We start from the raw sequence: 17931 nt of genomic DNA, 5'->3' as shown, positions 1-17931 counted from the left end.
ATGACAATAGACATGAAAAGAATTATATATTCATTTATTATCCTTCTCATGATTGGGTTTCAATCATGTGAAGATGTTGTGGAAGGTCTGAATAATGACCCAAATAACTTTACCGATGCGCCACTTAATCTTGTTTTGAATCACGCGAACTTGAATGTAGTGGCTATTGCTGAAGCTCATCCTGCGAGGATAGCGACAATTTTCACAGATCAGTTTGGTGGTAATGACCGTCAGTACGGTACATTAAATATTTACAGTACACTTCAAACGGATTATGATGAAGTTTGGGAAGATCTTTTTCAAAGAGGTATTTCTCAAGCTCAGATTGCAAAGCAAAAGGCACAAGATGCTGGTAATGCTCAACTGGAAGGACAAGCTCAAATACTTGAAGCTTATTTCTTTGCTGAAGGAGCTTTGCTTTTTGGAGATATTCCTTTTAGTCAAGTAAACGATCCAGACTTCCTTGATCCTGAATTTGAAGGACAAGTAGCTGTATTGAATTCTGTTGTTTCTATGTTGCAAGAAGGCGCTACTTTAGTTGGAACTTCTTCTGCTGATAACAATGTGTTCAATACATCATCATCTTGGGCACAAATTGCGAATGCACTGAGAGCCAGGTATTTACTTGCTCTAGGAGATAACGCTGGTGCTTTGAGTGCTGCTCAGGCTGCTAACTTTACTTCTAAAGCGAATGACTGGGAAATCATTCATACAACTACAAACTATGCAGAAAACTTGTTTTATCAGTTCCAGGTGGAGCAAAGACAAGATTACCTGAAAGTACTAGGTTCAATAGATCATAGTTATATGTCTAAGTTGTTGAATAGTACTGCAGCAGAATATAAAGGCAATTCTAAGACTGATGAGAGTGGTAGATATGCTTATTATGTTTCTGCTGATGGAGAGGATTTGAATACCTCACCAGGTGGATTTGCAGGCATTGACACCAATTTCCCTGTAGTTTCTTATGAAGAGATGCAGTTAATCATTGCTGAAACTTCTGTTGGATCCGATAATGCTGCTGCTTTAGCTGCTTTAAACGCAGTAAGAGCTAGTAATGCAGCTATGTTCCCAACTGGACAATATGATGCATATGTTATAGCTGATTTTCAAGCTGGTGGTGAACTATATGATGGAAACTCTGAAAATAGTTCTCTTATGATGGAAATCATGCTAGAGAAGTATTGCGCAGTAATTGGATTACCAACTTATAGTGATGTTCGAAGAACTGACAATATGATTGGTGTACCAATTAAAGGAACAGGAACTACTGTGATACCACAGCGATACTTGTACCCACAGACTGAGTCTGCATCAAATGAAAACTTCCCAGGTCTAGTTGATCAATTTACAGCTACACCTGTGAATCAATAAAATAGTTGAATTGATTTTAATAAAAGGCCACTCATTGAGTGGCCTTTTTTACTTTTGAATTATGCACAAGTTGATTTTTATATGCTTAGTTCTGTTGCATTTTTCATCTCTTTGTCAAGAGCCTGAAATCAGTCTGTCCGGTTTAGGAATTAGGCCTATTTCATCTATTCATGTTGATGATGGTAGATCAATAGTAAAAGGAAGTATTTTCCTTTCTGATGAATGGCATGAGTCTAATATTAAAATGATAGGGTTTGATAAAATTCATCAATACCCTTCCAAAATAAATTTAAGATCTGAGATGATTCATGTGCGAATAAGAGGGCAGGAATACGCAATTAAACCTTCTAATATCGAGTATCTAATTGATACTGTAAACGCACGAAAATTTATATATAACACGAAAATTGAATCGTTGGTTGAGACGATCTTTGATAAGAATAGTATTTTCCTTTTTAAGAAATATTTATTGAGGCTACAAAAGGGAAATTATAACCCCGCCCTGGACGCAGGAGAAAAATTTGATAAATGGATTCAGGAATCAGTTTATTTTGTTTCCATCAGTGGGAATTTACATGAGATAAAAAACAAGAAGGGATTGAATAAGTTTTTAAAAGAGCAAGGCTTTGATGTTAAAAATTCATCAATCCCGGATACGGATAATGAAAAACGATTAGTCAATCTTCTTTCAAACTTATGATAATATGAAGAATATAATTAAGGTGGTATTTCTGTTTGCGGTGATTTCATTATACGCCCAAGAACCCAATTCGACTAGTGCTTACGATATTATCGAAGATATCTCTGCTGATCGAATTGAAAAAGACATTCAAAAATTAGTTTCATTCGGTACACGCCACACCATGTCAGAAACCGAATCAGATACTCGGGGAATTGGTGCAGCCAGAAGATGGATCAAAGCAGAATTTGAAAAAATATCCGAAGAATGTGGTGGCTGTTATGAAGTGTCCATGCAGCGTACCCTGGAAAAAGGAAATGCAAAAACGCGCATTACTGAAGATACAGAGATTGTAAACGTGCTTGCAATCAAAAGAGGCAAGACTTACCCGAATCGTTACATTGTCATGTCAGGTGATATTGATAGTCGCGTTTCTGATCCACTTAACTATACAGACGATTCACCTGGAGCTAATGACAATGCCTCTGGAATGGCTGGGGTATTGGAAGCAGCACGAGTCTTAGCAAAGTATGATTTTGAGAGTTCGATCCTATTGGTAGGTCTGTCCGGAGAGGAGCAAGGCCTGTATGGAGGAAAGCATTTGGCTGCTAAAGCGGTAGAAGAAGGATGGGATATAGTCGGAGTGTTGAACAATGACATGATTGGAAACATCAAAGGTGTAGATGGGGTAATTGATAACCGAACATTTAGAATATTCTCTGAGCCAACAAACCCTAAAGATTCAGATTTTCAAAATCGCATGCGTAGATACTATGGGGGAGAAGTGGATGGCATTTCACGCCAACTTGCTCGATACGTGTATAAAATGACTAAGACCTATATGCCTGAAATGAATCCAATGATGATCTATCGTTTAGATCGTTTCGGAAGAGGTGGGCATCACCGTCCGTTTAATGATGCAGGGTTTGCCGGAGTAAGAATCATGGAGGCTCATGAAAACTACACGCAACAGCATCAGGACATCCGAGTGGAAGATGGAATTGCGTATGGGGATGTGATCGAGCACGTAAACTTTGATTATGCTGCTAAGTTAACAGCCGTAAATGCTATAACGCTTGCTGCACTTGCATCAGCTCCGCCGGAACCACCAAGCGTTGCTATTGGTGGAGCAGTGCAACCTTCCACAACACTCTACTGGGAAGCTGTAGAAAGTGCAAACCTTGCAGGTTATAAAGTGTATTTCAGAGAAACAACTTCACCTACCTGGGATATGCACTATCAAGTAGAAAAAGATAAAACGGAGTTTACGCTGGAAGGGATAGTGATTGACAATTACTTTTTCGGAGTTTCAGCTGTGGGAAAAGATGGGAATGAAAGCTTGGTTGTTTTTCCAAGTGAGGTAAGGAGGTAGCTGATAAGAAAACCCCGGAGGTTTAGCAAACCTCCGGGGTTTTTTCACTTCAATATCTGAGCAGTGTGATCTTTGGTCTTCACTTTTTCGATCACCTCTTCAATTTTTCCTTCCTCATCTATTACGAAGGTGGTTCTAAGTGTACCCATGTACTCTTTCCCCATAAATTTCTTTAAGTCCCAAGTCCCGTATGCTTCGTGTACGGACTTGTCCTCGTCAGCAACCAGTTTGAAGGGAAGTTCATGCTTAGCAATAAATTTTTGATGTGACTTTTCGCCATCACTGCTTACTCCTAATACTTCGTATCCTTGTTTTTGAAGCTCTTCATAATTATCCCTCAGATTACATGACTCAGCGGTACAGCCAGGGGTATTGTCTTTTGGATAGAAATAGAGTACTACCTTCTTTCCATTGTAATCGGATAGCTTGATAGGGTTTCCATCCTGATCCTTACTTTCAAAATTGGGTGCTTTATCGCCTGGTTTTAGTGTGATCATAGTTCTTTAGTATAAATGGTTCCGTTATTCGAATTATCTATTACTTCCAACATAAACTTTCCTTTGAAAGGAATGTTTTCATTCAATTTTTCAGACCAAATAAGTTTTCTTTTTGGTTCGTAGTGCATCAACACGAACTCCCCATTGATAGTTGCTTTAAAGCTCTTAATTCCTGATAGCTCATCATCAATCCGGAATTTCAGGTAATCTGCATTTGCCATTTTTAATTCAATGGAAGGAGGGATCGTGTCTTCCAAAATGGTATAAGTAACCAAATCTCTGGTGGAGAATTTGATTTGACCATTTTCCCATTCGCCTCCCATGAAATTGTAGCGCTTACCGAAGACAGAATATACCATTGCTTTTTCCTGGTTGTATCCCTTCTCAGGGCTAAGTACGATCTCCATGTTCGATCTGATGGGTTGGGTTTGATTCTTAAAATGAAAAAGATCACGATTCTCCACAGAATCAAATTCTTTTTCAAAGGCCAGGTATAGCGTGTCAAATAAAGATCTACGCTTTAGGTTCAATGTAAATTCCTTCTGAACGTAACTTATCTCCTGATTGGAGGGAATCAAGCCTACAAGGTTGGTTTTCACCGTTTCTCCATCAATGAATAAGCTCTTTGGAGTGCCTTTCCTTAAATCCCAGATGTAATACTGATGTTCACCTGATTCAGCGTAAGGTATAAGTGGAACCCACTCATCCAATAAGACTGAACCTTGCTGTTTAGACTTGAAATGCAAATAATTTCCAATTTGCTCAGAACCATATAGTCTAGGAGCCATTCGTATGTCGTCGTTACTCAAAATAATACGTGTGGTTGAGGTGTTTTTGTAACTATCCTCCGTCTTGATCAGTATTTCTTCCTGACCCCCAAAATCAACTCCGCGATTAACTACATTGTAAATGTTATGCTCATTTCCATCTGCCAGATAAAGCTTATTGAATCTTCTGCTTCCTTTTTTATAGGCCGAATAATTATAATGCACCAGTACATTGCGTTGCTTTCCAAAACTGAAAAACTCTTTGTGTTCGTGGAAAAGGGTGTCACCATCCAGCTGAAACGTTGTTTTTTTTATTCCATTGCGGTTAGGAATGCCATCCATGGGGTCATATGAATAGATTTCCACACCTATTTTACCTTTCAGGTTTATGGGTTTTTTGGTCTGGAATCCGTCATTTGTCTTTATCAGATCAAATTCATATCTCCCAAAGTATCCATTAACCCTGGCCTTTTGATCCAGCGTTACAAAAGCAACTTTCTGAACGACTGGAGGGATTCGATCCCTAATTTCATCAAAACCTAATGAGAGTACGTCAATCGGTTGGTGATTCGCATCACGTATTTCAAAATGAAGATGTGGTCCACTTGAAGAGCCTGTATTACCGGAATAGCCGATTATATCTCCACGTTTGAATTGAAACTGACCAGCCTCCGGGAAGAGGTCAACCTCGAATGATTCCTTTCTGTATTGCTCTTTTAGCGACCATGCTGCAATTCGTGAGTCAAAAGCCTCCAGGTGCGCATAAACAGAGAAAGTTCCGTTAGGATGCTTCATATAAAGTGCATATCCATAGCCGGATGCCGAAACTTTGATACGGGAGATATGGCCATCAGCCACTGCATAAATGGGAAGTCCTGTTCGACCTCCGGTTTTTACATCTATGCCTGTATGAAAATGCGAACTTCGGATTTCACCGACAGTACCAGCCAGATAGTTTTGCTGACCGGGATTTATTGGAAACTGGTAATCAATGGATTCAAAGTCTTGTGCATAAGACTGAATACAAAAAATGATAAATATGGCTGTAGAAATATATCTCATCATTTAACCTCGAAATCAAACATCTGTTGATCTTCCAAAAACCCTACCAATCGATCACCGATTTTTACCGGGCCAACTCCTTTTGGTGTTCCCGTGAATATGATATCTCCGGTTTTTAGGAGTATAAATTGAGAAACATATTCGATAATTTCATCAATCGGCCACAACATCAGCCTTGTATTTCCATTCTGTACTTCATTTCCATTGATCTCCAGCCTGAATTTTACATCAGTCATGTCCCGATCTCCTTTGGGAAGAAAATCTGAAATTGGAGCAGAACCATTAAAGGCCTTAGCGATTTCCCAGGGGTGACCTTTTTCCTTCACCTTCGATTGCCAATCTCGTGCCGTAAAATCAATGCCTAATCCTATTTCGTCATAATATTGATGAGCAAACTCTTTTTGGATGGACTTTCCTTCTTTTTTGATTTTGACCAAAACCTCCACTTCGTGATGAATGTCTTTGGAAAAATCGGGATAATAAAAAGGATCGTTGTTTTTTAGTAGAGCTGTATCTGGCTTCATGAAAATGATCGGATGTTCCGGTCGTTCATTCCCCAGTTCTTCAATGTGTTCAGCATAATTTCTACCGATGCAAATGATCTTCATAGTCAATTTGTATTGACTCAAAAATATAAATCATTTAGGGGCATTCTGAACTAGTTTCAGAATCTTTTATAGAAGGGGAAATGCTTATTTGATTGAAGCAATTAGTGAACGAGTACTCCTTCTGGTTCCTCAACCTCTACTTGACCATCAGCATTGACGGATTTGAGGGTTACATGTTTCACCTCATTGACGAGTATGGGGTCATACTTAGCAGCTACACGAACATAATTCTCAGTAAAACCATACATAACACCATCTTTCACATCTTCCTCGAACAGGACTTCATAAGTTTTTCCAAGCTGCTGTTCATAGAAATACCTCCGTTTCTTTTCAGATAGCCCTCTGAGCATTTTGGATCGTTTATTTCTTTCACCCTGATCGACAACACCATGCATTTCTACTGCCTTGGTATTAGGTCTTTCAGAATAGGTGAATACGTGGAGGTAAGAAATGTCTAACTCATTCAGGAAATTGTAAGTAGTTAAAAACTCCTCCTTGGTTTCACCCGGAAATCCGACAATAACGTCTACTCCAATACAGCAATCAGGCATCAGAGACTTAATCTTTTCAACCCTGCTTTGATACAGGTCACTAAGATAGCGACGATTCATTTTCTTTAGGATTGCATCACTACCCGACTGGAGTGGGATGTGAAAATGAGGCACAAATCGTTCAGACTGTGCGACAAATTCAATCACCTCATTGGATAGTAGGTTTGGTTCGATGGATGAAATCCGGAAACGATCAATACCTTCGATTTGGTCAAGTTCTTTAATCAAATCGATGAATTTCTCTTTTCTTCGTCCTTCCTGAATGCCAAAATCTCCAATATTTACTCCGGTCAGAACCACTTCTTTCACATCCGTCTGGGCAATTTCTTTTGCCTGAGCAACAATGTTTTCGATACTATCGCTTCGGCTTTTCCCTCGCGCGAGGGGTATGGTGCAAAATGCACAACCATAGTTACAGCCGTCTTGGACTTTCAGAAACGTTCGAGTTCGATCAGCGATGGAGTAGGAGGCGTTATAGGATTTTGCTTCCTTAATTTCTGAAGCGAATACGCCACCTTTTGTAAAATCATCCAGATAATCGAACAATCTGAATTTTTCCGCAGCACCCAGAACGGCATCTACTCCTTTTATTTCAGAAATCTCTTTGGGTTTAAGCTGCGCATAGCACCCAATGATTGTGACGAAGCTATCGGGGGAGATCTTCTTGGCCTCTTTTACAATTTTTTTGCATTTCTTATCTGCATTTTCAGTCACTGAGCACGTATTGATAATGAAGATATCCGGCTGGTCTGTGAAATCAACTTTTGCATAGCCCTTATCCTCAAACATCCTCGAAATGGAGGAGGTCTCAGAATAATTTAGCTTGCAGCCCAGTGTATAAAATGCGACCTTTTTCATAGCGAGGCGCAAATTTAGACACAAATCCTTGGAATTGAGATAGTTGTTGCTGAATTATGGTTATTCTTCTTCCAGTAATGGCTTCAGGTAATCCCATACCGTTTCAGCCACAATCTCATGCCCTTCAGGAGTTGGGTGAATGCCATCACGGAGGTTTAAGTCTGGGTTTCCTGCCACCCCTTCCAAAAGAAAAGGAATATAAATGGCATCATTTTCTTTGGATAGTTTGGGGAATAGTTGTTGAAACTCTTTCGAATAGTCATCCCCCAGATTTGGTGGAACCATCATACCGGCAATGATGATTTCAACTTCCGGATTTTCTTTTTTTACCGCATCAATGATATCCTGAAGGTTCTTGTATGTTTCGTCTAAAGGCAATCCTCTCAGTCCATCATTAGCTCCTAGCTCCAGGAAGAAAATATCCGGCGTTGTTCGTAGCACCCAGTCAATTCGACTTTTGCCACCTGCTGATGTCTCTCCGCTTAATCCTGCGTTGATTGCTTTGTAATTTAATCCCAGTGAATCAATCTTCTCCTGAATGATAGCAGGGAAGGCCTGATCCATATCCAGCTGGTAGCCTGCAGTAATGCTGTTACCAAAAAAGAGTATGATTCTTTCCTCCTCTTTGGGAGCGGACGTTTCAACAGCAGACTGCTCCTTTTTTAAGGTTTGTTGACTTTCCGATTCTTTGGAAGTACTACACCCAAAGAAAAGAGCAGATAATAATATAATTTGAACTCTAAGAAACATTGATAGTTGTATTAACGTGAGTGAAAAGGTCTTATGACTCGCCTTCATGGCTAAGTTAACATGAGAATTCACTTAACGTTTACTTTTTAAAATTTCTACATGACCAACGAATCATCCATTTTAGAGGTTTCCTCTCTCTCAAAGACTTTTAAGTCCGGGGCTAAAGAGGTTCATGTACTACAGAACATCAATTTTTCCGTTGAAGAAGGTGCTTCTATTGCTATTGTTGGACCGTCAGGTAGTGGCAAGACCACCCTATTGGGTCTTTGTGCCGGACTGGACAGGCCAACTGAAGGTTCCATAACACTCAATCATATTTTACTGGATCGATTGAGTGAAGATGAAATGGCACAACTTCGTAATCAATATGTGGGCTTTGTATTTCAAAATTTTCAATTGATCCAAACGCTTACTGCTTTAGAGAACGTGATGATACCACTGGAGCTTCGAGGTGTAAGAGATGCCAATAAACGATCGTCTGAATTGCTTGAAAGAGTGGGACTGGGTGAACGCATGCATCATTACCCGTCTCAGCTATCAGGTGGAGAGCAACAGCGGGTGGCCATTGCAAGAGCTTTTTCAAACGAGCCTAAAGTACTGTTCGCAGATGAGCCTACCGGGAATCTGGATGAAGAAACCGGGCAATCTGTAGAGGACTTACTTTTTGAAATCAATCAGGAATTGGGAACTACGCTCATTCTCGTGACACATGATCTGGAATTGGCAGAAAAAACGGAAAAGATCATCCAACTGAAAGGTGGTCATATCATTGATCAACGAAAAGGGACAAATACAACACGTCTAAGATCTACAGCCTCTTAATAAATGGATCGAAAAATAACTATAGAACCTGCCAAGTACAGCAAGTCCTGGCCGTGGAAAATGGCCTGGAGGGACAGTCGCAAAAGTCGTGGGAAGCTTTTATTGTTTATTGCTTCCATTTCACTGGGAATCGCTGCAATGGTGGGTATCACCTCTTTTAGGGAAAATCTCCTTCAGGAAATCGATAAGCAGGCAAAAGGGCTGGTTGGTTCAGATGTGAGAGTCAGGGGCAGGAGGGATCTTCCTGATAGTCTTTTACAGCAATTCAAATCGCTTACTGTCGATCATTCAAAAGAAAGCTATTTCGCATCCATGGTGATGTTCACCGAGTCAAAAGGTACGCGACTGGTGCAAGTACGGGGGTTGGAGGGCGATTATCCATACTATGGCGCGATTGAGACTAAACCGGAAGAAGCTTCTCAAAAATTTCGAGATGGACGATTTGCTTTGGTGGATGAAAAAATGATGATCCAGTATGATGCGCAAGTGGGAGACAGCCTGAATGTGGGGGCACTCACTTTTGAAATCATTGGCGCTATCACTCAGATACCTGGACAAACAGATGTTTCCTCATCCGTTTCACCGGTCGTTTATATTCCCTATCAATATTTGGAGGAAACGGGCTTGATTCAAAAAGGGAGCAGGATCAATTATGTGCACTACTTTCAGTTTTCTGAGGAGATTGATACGACTCAACAATGGAGTAAACTAGCTTCTCACACGGAGAGCAAAGGATACGATGTAGAAACGGTGGAGGAAGAAAAGAGAGAAACTGGTGAAGATTTTGAGAACCTTGCCAACTTCCTGGAATTGGTTGCTTTTACTGCATTATTGTTAGGATGTCTTGGAGTAGCAAGCGCCATCTATGTATATGCAAAAAGTAAAGTACAGGCAGTGGCTGTGCTGAGGTGCCTCGGCATGAAGGCTAAGCAGGCAGTCAGAGTCTATTTAATCCAGGTCACTTTATTTGGGTTTATTGGGTCTGTCATCGGTAGTTTATTGGGACTGGCCATTCATTTGTATCTGCCGGTGGTCGTGCAAGATTTTCTGCCTATTGATCTGGTGCCACAACCTTATTGGCCTGCACTTATTGTAGGAGTCCTGATTGGTATTGTCATATCATTGCTCTTTGGATTATTGTCTTTGGTTGGTCTGCGAAAGATCAGCCCACTTTCTGCTATTCGACTGGGGTTTGATGAAAGCAAATTTCAATTGGATAAAGCATTGATTCCAATCGTAGGAGGGATCATTCTTTTTATCTTCTTGTCAGTCTTTTGGCAGATACAGGAGCTCGGAGAGTCGCTTGCATTTTCCGGAATATTAATCGGAGCAATCGCTCTGCTTGGAGGGATTGGGAAAGGCGTGAGTTGGCTTACACGAAAGCTGGTGCCACAGTCCATGAAGTATGTATGGCGACAAGGATTTTCAAACCTTTATCGTCCAAACAATCAAACGGTCATTCTGATTACAGCTCTTGGCTTAGGAACTGCATTTCTGGCTACCCTTTATTTCATGCAAGACCTTCTGGTTCAAAGAGTATCATTATCAGCAGCCAATGATCGACCAAACACGGTCTTATTTGATATCCAATCCGAGCAGCATGAAGCGATCAAAGAACTCACTCGGGAGTATGATCTGCCAATCACACAAGATGTGCCTGTTGTTACGATGCGTTTGCTTGAAGTAAAGGGATATACGAAAAATGAGGCATTCAATGACACCACTGTGTCGATCTCTGACTGGGCATATAGCCGGGAGTATCGGGTCACCTATCGGGATTCGTTAATTGATTCAGAAAAAATTGTGGAAGGGGAGTGGGTCGGAGAGGTGCGAAACGATAGTGTGTTCATCAGTATTTCTGAAGGCTTTAAAGACAATCTGGATATTGAACTAGGAGATGAGCTGGTATTTAATGTGCAGGGAGCTGTTCTGAAAACGTATGTGGGTAGCTTTCGGGAGATTGACTGGCGCAGGGTGCAGACGAACTTTCTTGTTCTGTTTCCAAGTGGGGCGCTGGAACGAGCGCCACAATTTCATGTACTGGTAACACGTATCGATGATATGATGAAGTCAGTTAAATACCAGCAGGAGGTGGTGAGCCGTTTTCCGAATGTGTCAATCATTGATTTGGAGTTGATACTTAAAACACTGGAGGATGTGTTGGGTAAAGTGGCTTTTGTGATTCAGTTTATGGCCTTTTTTAGTATTGGAACGGGAATCATCGTGATGATTAGCTCGATTATACTTAGCAAGTTTCAGCGTGTGCAGGAAAATGTCCTGCTGCGAACACTGGGAGCATCCAAAAAACAACTCTGGACAATCACGATTGCTGAATACTTCTTCTTGGGAGCACTAGGCGCACTTAGTGGGATACTTTTAGCAGGATTGTTCACTACGTTGTTAGGACAGTTTGTGTTTGAGTTTACCTTCATCCCAAATGCTTCTCAAATAGGAATTGTTTTTGTGCTCGTGACCGGAATGAGCATTCTCATTGGATTACTCAACAGCCGTAGTGTGGTGAGAGAGTCACCAATGGAGGTATTGAGAAGGGAGGGATGATTCGATTTGAAGATTGATTGATTTGGAGATTTTATCGATTTCACGCCGAGGTTGGTCTTGCGACTAACCGCATGGAGTGACGTATATCGTTTCGTTGGTGGAAACACCACAAGGGCGAAAAATATACTAATCATTTAATTGGAGGATTGATTAAGCCAGTCAAGGAATCCCGTCATTACGCTGGTCCAGTGTGGATTTTGATAGTTGACTTTTCCACCTTCATCCACTTTGAAAAAATTGTGCTCCAGGTGTAAATATCTCTTTAATGTTAGGTTATCCTTATTCTCAGCGATAAAAAACAGTGGCATTATATCGCATAAGTCTGAGGCCCTGTCTTCTGTTCCATATGCCAGATAGATTGGTATGTTCAGGGAAAGCCAGTCGTCATAAAAGGGTTCAGAAAATGATTTCCAAGCTTTCAATCTCGGATCAGCTTTTAACGTATCATGATTGTGGGCTTTTCTGAACCAGTCATATTGTTGTTCCATTATTGAATCCGCTTTTACCCAGGAAATGCTTCCCAGCTGAGCATCCAGTCTGGCCTGACGTATAAACTGATCGACTCTCCCAAAAGGATTGGGACTAAATAATCCTAAATGTGTAACTGATGGATTGGTGGTGGCTATTTTGGTAGCAACTTTTGAGCCTTGTGAATGGCCTGCTACTACTAACTTTCCAGAACTGACCCAATCTTTTGTTTTCAAAAATTCAAGTGCCTTATTTCCTCGCTTAACATAGTTTTCCAGATAATCTGATTCAATGTAGGCTTTTGAAAACGTTCGCGGCTTGGTTAAATCAGGAACATATTGAAACTGGCTGTTTAGATTGTTTCTTGAAACGCGGACAGGTGTTTTGGGCATAGAAATTACTACGAGGTGATAATTCTCTACAATTTCTCGGTAGTTGAAATTTACAATACCTCCGCCTTGAAAATAATAGCTCCATTCGTTATTTGCTCCGTATATTTCTCCAAATAATGGTTGAGGTAGCGAGCCCTGACACCATAAAAAGATAGGTTTCTTTTCATTTAACATGGTGTCAACGATGATAAACTCAATGGTATCTTCTCCATGTGGCAGCTGAAAGAGTATTGCTTTGTTTTCAATGATTTGTCCTTCCTGACCAAATGCAAGATTGGAGATAATGAAGAGGATGGCTATGATAGTTTTTTGCATGATCTATATTCAAAGTCAATTTAAATGTTAGCTCCAATAGCACTATGACCATTATCTTGGTAAAGATGCTATTACTGCCTTAAATAAGACAAGTAAAAAACAGGGATTCCTATGCAATCAATACGTCACCTTCTCCTCATCGGATAATCCACCTTTTCCAGCTCTCGTTCGATCAGTTTCTCGATGCGCTTCATTTTATAGTTGTCAGCTTTGCTTACAAGCGTGATGGCTACTCCGCTGGTTTTGGCTCGAGCGGTTCGTCCAATTCGGTGCACATAGTCGGCAGCATCATTTGGTACATCGTAGTTGACCACTAGGTTGATGTCTTTGATATCGATACCACGGGATAAGACATCAGTGGCTACCAGGATGCGCAGCTTCTTAGCTCTGAATTTCAATAGAATTCGCTCCCGCTCATCCTGCTCCAGCATGGAAGAGATACCCTTTGCTTCCAGTCCTGCCTTTTTCAGGCTCTGCACGATTTCAGAAACCTTTTTCTTTGTAGAGCTAAAGATCAAAATGCTCTCAAAAGCGTCATATCGGCCGATGAGTTTGCTAATAAGCTCCGTTTTGTAACCTTCTTCTACCCGGTATACTTCCTGGCTGATGTTTTCTGCAGGCTTAGCCAGCTCTAGCTCAATCTTCTTTGGTTCTTTTAAAATTTCCCTAGCCAGTTTTTCAATCTTAGGTGCCATGGTGGCACTGAACATGGAAGTTTGCTGTAGTTTGGGCAGATATGTGATGATCTTCTTGATGTCATCATAGAAGTTCATGTCCAACATCCGGTCTGCTTCGTCCAGTATCAGGTGAGTGACCTGATCAAACTTGACATATCCAAGATTCAGGTGGGAGATTAGCTTTCCCGGTGTGGCAACTACAATGTTACTTCCTTGAGTTAAGGCTTTTTTCTGCTGGGCAAAATCAGAGCCATCTCCACCACCATAAATGGCAATGGAATGAACAGGTAGGTAATAGGAAAAACCCTCAAATTGTTGATCGATCTGAATAGCTAGTTCTCGTGTTGGCACCACCACTAGTACTTTCACATCATCGCTTGGGTTTTGTGCCAGGTAGTTAAGCGTAGGGATTACAAATGCGGCTGTTTTTCCAGTACCTGTTTGAGCGCAGGCAATAAGATCTTTTCCTTCTAGTATAGCTGGGATAGCTTCTTCCTGAATAGGAGTAGCCTCTGTAAATCCCATGTGATCAATTGCTTCTGTCAGCTGATCGTCCAGGTTAAATTCATTAAATGTCATGTGCGGCAAAGATGCATTAATCGGTGCAAAAATGATAGAACTAAAAAAGCACCACGCTGTTAGGTGATGCTTTCTATTATTATTTGGTGTACGACTTTAATTAAGCCAGCCGGCTGATATTCCTTTTTTAGCGAATAGAACAAGTGCTATTCCGATACCCAGCGTCATAATTGGCATAATGATTCCTCCAGGGCCGTACACTTCCATGGAATTACTGATAAATACATTATAAAACATCTGAACAACGATACCCGCAAGCGAAAGGATAAGTACAGTCTGAGCTAGTTTCTTTCTTAATAATAGCAATATGCACCCCAGTGCTCCGCCCCACACGGCTATTGCAAAAGCTGCTGTTACCCAGGCAGGAGTATCGTTAATTAAATCTTGCATGGCTTGCTCCATTTGTGCAATTACATCATCCGGAGTGAAGGCTTGACTTAGATAGGCCCCAACACCCAAAAGATTCCAGATTAATGCTAGAATAGACACCACCCAAAACCAGGTAGGTGGTTTTACAGATCCATTTGTCATAATAGTATTTTGGTTAGTTATTCATTAAAGATATTGTATTTGTGTCAATAGCACAGAACTTTTTATCTTGAACACATGAAGCAATACCTGTCGTTATTTGTATTACTTGTCACATTTGTATGTTCCGGGCAGTTCATCAAACCCGGACAGTGGAGAGGTGATATTCATTACCAAAACACTAAAATTCCGCTCACATTTGAGATTGGATATCCGAATGGTGAAACGCCTGAGATCACTTTTGTAAATGGGAAGGAGCGGAGGGTAGTGAAAAATGCCAGAATAGAAGGAGATAGCATATTCATCCCGTTGGATCCTTTTGATGTAGAAATTAGAGCAAAGTTTACAGCTATTACATTGACAGGTGTTTACCAAAAGTATTACAGAGATTTAAAGCTGCCATTCACTGCAGAATTTGGAAAGCCGCGGGTTGCTAAAAATTCACTTAGACCATCACCGGCTATTGAGGAAAGATGGGCCATTACATTTTCTCCTGAGTCCTCGGATATGTCAGCAGGAGTTGGTCTGTTTAAGCAGCGGGGATCTACCGTGACCGGAACGATTATGACACAGGTTAGTGACTACCGATATTTCGAGGGGATACTCGATGGGGATTCAATAAAGCTTTCATGTTTTGACGGAGCACATGCGTTTGGGTTTTTAGGGAAGAAAACGGAAGAGGGTTGGCGTGGTGATATGATTTATGATAATGGATACGCTGAACCATGGGTAGCTATTTATGATAAAGAAGCGGAACTGGAAGATCCGTTTGAAATGGTAGAAGTTGAAGGGGATCAAAAGCCATATTACGACCTTTTAGGAGCAGGTGAAGGAAAGAATGCGATAGATCCCTTGGCCTACGAAGGTAAAGTATTGATTATTCAGCTTTTTGGAACATGGTGCCCCAACAGCCACGATCAAACCAGGTATTTAGTGAACTGGTACAATGAGAACAAAGACAGAGACATTGCGATTCTCGGATCATCATTTGAGGCAAATTATTCACAGGAATATGGGATGGAGAGACTTGAGAAATACCGTAAGGTCAATGATATTCCTTATGATCTAGTGCTTGGTGGCCGATTGAGTAAAACAGGGGCGGCCATGCCATTTCCTTTTATGAACCGCATAGAGGCATTCCCTACATTAGTCATTTTGGACAAACAAGGTTACGTGCGGTATGTGCACAGTTATTTCAATGGTCCTGCAACAGGTGAGTATTACAAGGACTTTGATTCGAGATTCAATGAAATAATTGATTCACTACTCGCAGAATGATATACGTTTTGACATTTAGGAAGCTGTGACTTCTAATTCATTTACAATTTTGTAATAATCGTCAGACTTTAAAATGGCAAATTCAGTATCGCTTTTATTGGCAGAATTGTCATGAATGATCCACTGCTCAGTTTCAGCTAATACACGCCCCTTACCATAGTCACTTTCCACCATGTCACCGATTTTTGTTCTCTTCATACTATATCGATTACAGGTATTAGAAACTGTAAAATGCGAAATAATAATCGGAGATTGCAAATGACGAAAGGCCTAGTTGTTAAGATTTATGATTGTTAATCTTTCTTTTGACAGAAAATCTTCCATGTAGGATAAGAGAACGTCTCTGCTTTGTTTACCCACTCGCCAGCCCAGTCAAAACCCGTTCTAGAGATGTTTGAGAAGGTAAGCCTGTAGAACCCTGGAGTCCCGTTCGGAGCAGGCTGATCCCGGTAAAGCACAATATTTCCATTATCTGTTTTATTCCCTTCCCAACTAGATAAAGTGGGTGTGGCTGTGCTGTTGGCATAGTAATGAACATACCACCTGGCACTGTCTGCATTATATTGTCGGATACTTCCCGAGTGTTTACCATCTTCTTTTAAGGTCTCATCCTGTACCGCGGTACCGTTCATGATATATTTGAATTTCCAGTTCATCATAACAGTATCAGCCCAATTATTTTGATCGATACGGGAAACCGATTTGCATTCGCAAAGCCCAATCAGCGGCTCAAAGTCAGCTGTTTGTTTAGGTGCTTCAGGGTTTAACTTACCGTATGGGTTTTTAGATGATGGTTCGTACTCATACTGAGCGCTAACAGTGTGTGCAGCTATAAGTAGAATGAAGATTAGCTTTTTCATGCGTTTTGGTTTTTTTGTAAACTAAACGCTTTCCTACTATCATAACATTACGCTTTGCAGCGAACGAACTTGATTTTGCAGTGAATCAAATGGAGAGATTCTTCATCTGCTGCTTCAATGATCTAATTCCGCTTTTGGAATAGGGAATCTCATGGTCATTAACTAAACGAACATGTGCAGTGTCAAAATTGATCTGATCCAAATAATTGAGGTTAAGCAGCGCACTTCGGTGTATTCGGGCAAACCCAAATGGCTCAAGCTTATCTTCCAACGCTTTCAGGCTTTGGCGAAGAGTGAAGGTTTTGCTTTCTGTATGAATCTTCACGCAGTAATCATTTGATTGAATCCACACAATATCTTCCAGAGCAATGGGTTTCAGTTTATAACCTGTCTTAACATTCAAGTGTGGTTTTTCTTCCTGACTGATGACTTCTTTAAGATCACTTGTGACTTTCTTTAGCGTCTTGATCTCGACTAATTGTTCATCGATGGTTTTTAGTTTGGAGTGATTGTAGATGAGACCGATGAAAAGAATGGAGGCCAGAAGAAAAGTAAGGCCTTTTTGATAGGTAAAAAACTGGAAGAACTCTGAGAACTCTGCCATTGGGAGATTCTGAGAAATAAGCGACTGAATACTTACAAGTGAAATTGAAATCAATGTTGATATAAGCACCAGACCCCCAATCAAAACCCACTGTGGATTGGATGGGTTTTCTTTCCTAAAAAATGAGTTCCAAACAAATAGCATCACAGGGATACTGACTACTAGCCACGCCAGCCACCTTAAAAGATGGTTGCTCAGTAATTCTGCAAATGGAACCGGACCATTAGGAGCTAAATCAAACGTATCCAGATAGTATTTCTGCTGAGCAGCATCAAAAAAGATTAATCCGATAATAAAAGCACATAGCAATATTGAAGTCCGGCGATTCATA

17 protein-coding genes are annotated in these 17931 nt (G+C 40.7%); 6 read left to right on the top strand and 11 right to left on the bottom strand.

What is annotated here, in order from left to right; translation table 11 throughout:
- Positions 1-12 precede the first annotated feature (12 nt).
- The 3 genes from ACQK2H_RS15935 to ACQK2H_RS15925 all read left to right on the top strand — a co-directional run bounded on the left by ACQK2H_RS15935 (position 13) and on the right by ACQK2H_RS15925 (position 3425).
- The gene (locus ACQK2H_RS15935) at positions 13-1374 is read left to right on the top strand and encodes a SusD/RagB family nutrient-binding outer membrane lipoprotein (RefSeq protein ID WP_425392371.1); all 1362 of its coding nucleotides are present in this window, start codon (positions 13-15) and stop codon (positions 1372-1374) included.
- 61 nt (positions 1375-1435) lie between these two features.
- A complete protein-coding gene (locus ACQK2H_RS15930; RefSeq protein WP_425392370.1) occupies positions 1436-2074 on the top strand; it encodes a hypothetical protein in 639 nt (212 codons plus the stop codon).
- Between the two features lie 4 nt (positions 2075-2078).
- Positions 2079-3425, top strand: coding sequence for a M28 family peptidase (locus ACQK2H_RS15925; protein ID WP_425392369.1), 1347 nt, complete (start codon positions 2079-2081; stop codon positions 3423-3425).
- A 44-nt stretch (positions 3426-3469) separates the two neighbouring features.
- Here the strand turns inward: ACQK2H_RS15925 and bcp are convergent, their stop codons facing one another.
- The 5 genes from bcp to ACQK2H_RS15900 form a co-directional block, all read right to left on the bottom strand.
- Positions 3470-3922 (bottom strand): thioredoxin-dependent thiol peroxidase, encoded by a 453-nt coding sequence (bcp, locus tag ACQK2H_RS15920; RefSeq protein WP_425392368.1) that lies wholly within the window; start codon positions 3920-3922, stop codon positions 3470-3472.
- Positions 3919-5751 carry a M23 family metallopeptidase gene (locus ACQK2H_RS15915; protein ID WP_425392367.1) on the bottom strand — a complete coding sequence of 611 codons (1833 nt, stop codon included), beginning with the start codon at positions 5749-5751 and terminating at the stop codon, positions 3919-3921. The genes bcp and ACQK2H_RS15915 overlap by 4 nt, the downstream gene beginning before the upstream one ends.
- On the bottom strand, positions 5751-6359 hold the full coding sequence (locus tag ACQK2H_RS15910; protein WP_425392366.1) for a fumarylacetoacetate hydrolase family protein: 609 nt from the start codon (positions 6357-6359) through the stop codon (positions 5751-5753). Before ACQK2H_RS15910 ends, ACQK2H_RS15915 begins: the two co-directional genes overlap by 1 nt.
- A gap of 101 nt (positions 6360-6460) precedes the next feature.
- Positions 6461-7768, bottom strand: coding sequence for a tRNA (N(6)-L-threonylcarbamoyladenosine(37)-C(2))-methylthiotransferase MtaB (gene mtaB / locus ACQK2H_RS15905; RefSeq protein WP_425392365.1), 1308 nt, complete (start codon positions 7766-7768; stop codon positions 6461-6463).
- 60 nt (positions 7769-7828) lie between these two features.
- Positions 7829-8518 (bottom strand): arylesterase, encoded by a 690-nt coding sequence (locus ACQK2H_RS15900; RefSeq protein WP_425392364.1) that lies wholly within the window; start codon positions 8516-8518, stop codon positions 7829-7831.
- Positions 8519-8617: 99 nt separating this feature from the next.
- Between ACQK2H_RS15900 and ACQK2H_RS15895 the strand changes: the two genes are divergently transcribed.
- Complete coding sequence (locus ACQK2H_RS15895) at positions 8618-9340, top strand: ABC transporter ATP-binding protein (RefSeq protein WP_425392363.1); 723 nt, start codon at positions 8618-8620, stop codon at positions 9338-9340.
- A gap of 3 nt (positions 9341-9343) precedes the next feature.
- On the top strand, positions 9344-11899 hold the full coding sequence (locus ACQK2H_RS15890) for an ABC transporter permease (protein ID WP_425392362.1): 2556 nt from the start codon (positions 9344-9346) through the stop codon (positions 11897-11899).
- Positions 11900-12033: 134 nt separating this feature from the next.
- Here ACQK2H_RS15890 and ACQK2H_RS15885 read toward each other — a convergent pair whose 3' ends face one another.
- From ACQK2H_RS15885 to ACQK2H_RS15875, 3 genes are all read right to left on the bottom strand, one after another.
- Entirely contained in the window at positions 12034-13074 is a 1041-nt protein-coding gene (locus ACQK2H_RS15885; RefSeq protein WP_425392361.1) for a hypothetical protein, read from the bottom strand.
- Positions 13075-13199: 125 nt separating this feature from the next.
- Positions 13200-14330, bottom strand: a complete 1131-nt coding sequence (locus tag ACQK2H_RS15880; RefSeq protein WP_425392360.1) for a DEAD/DEAH box helicase — start codon at positions 14328-14330, stop codon at positions 13200-13202.
- A gap of 96 nt (positions 14331-14426) precedes the next feature.
- Positions 14427-14861: a hypothetical protein gene (locus tag ACQK2H_RS15875; protein ID WP_425392359.1), complete on the bottom strand. Its 435-nt coding sequence runs from the start codon at positions 14859-14861 to the stop codon at positions 14427-14429.
- Positions 14862-14936: 75 nt separating this feature from the next.
- Here ACQK2H_RS15875 and ACQK2H_RS15870 point away from each other — a divergent pair, with 75 nt between their 5' ends.
- Positions 14937-16136 (top strand): peroxiredoxin family protein, encoded by a 1200-nt coding sequence (locus ACQK2H_RS15870; RefSeq protein ID WP_425392358.1) that lies wholly within the window; start codon positions 14937-14939, stop codon positions 16134-16136.
- Between the two features lie 15 nt (positions 16137-16151).
- On the opposite strand, the gene ACQK2H_RS15865 is transcribed toward ACQK2H_RS15870, so the two are convergent.
- The 3 genes from ACQK2H_RS15865 to ACQK2H_RS15855 all read right to left on the bottom strand — a co-directional run bounded on the left by ACQK2H_RS15865 (position 16152) and on the right by ACQK2H_RS15855 (position 17930).
- Complete coding sequence (locus ACQK2H_RS15865) at positions 16152-16334, bottom strand: hypothetical protein (RefSeq protein ID WP_425392357.1); 183 nt, start codon at positions 16332-16334, stop codon at positions 16152-16154.
- Positions 16335-16429: 95 nt separating this feature from the next.
- Positions 16430-16996, bottom strand: a complete 567-nt coding sequence (locus tag ACQK2H_RS15860; RefSeq protein ID WP_425392356.1) for a hypothetical protein — start codon at positions 16994-16996, stop codon at positions 16430-16432.
- 85 nt (positions 16997-17081) lie between these two features.
- The gene (locus ACQK2H_RS15855) at positions 17082-17930 is read right to left on the bottom strand and encodes a LytR/AlgR family response regulator transcription factor (protein WP_425392355.1); all 849 of its coding nucleotides are present in this window, start codon (positions 17928-17930) and stop codon (positions 17082-17084) included.
- Position 17931 lies beyond the last annotated feature (1 nt).

Origin of the sequence: Ekhidna sp. (assembly GCF_965228795.1) — a bacterium.
Classification (GTDB): Bacteria; Bacteroidota; Bacteroidia; order Cytophagales; family Cyclobacteriaceae; genus Ekhidna.
This window is presented reverse-complemented; position numbering and strand designations above follow the sequence as displayed.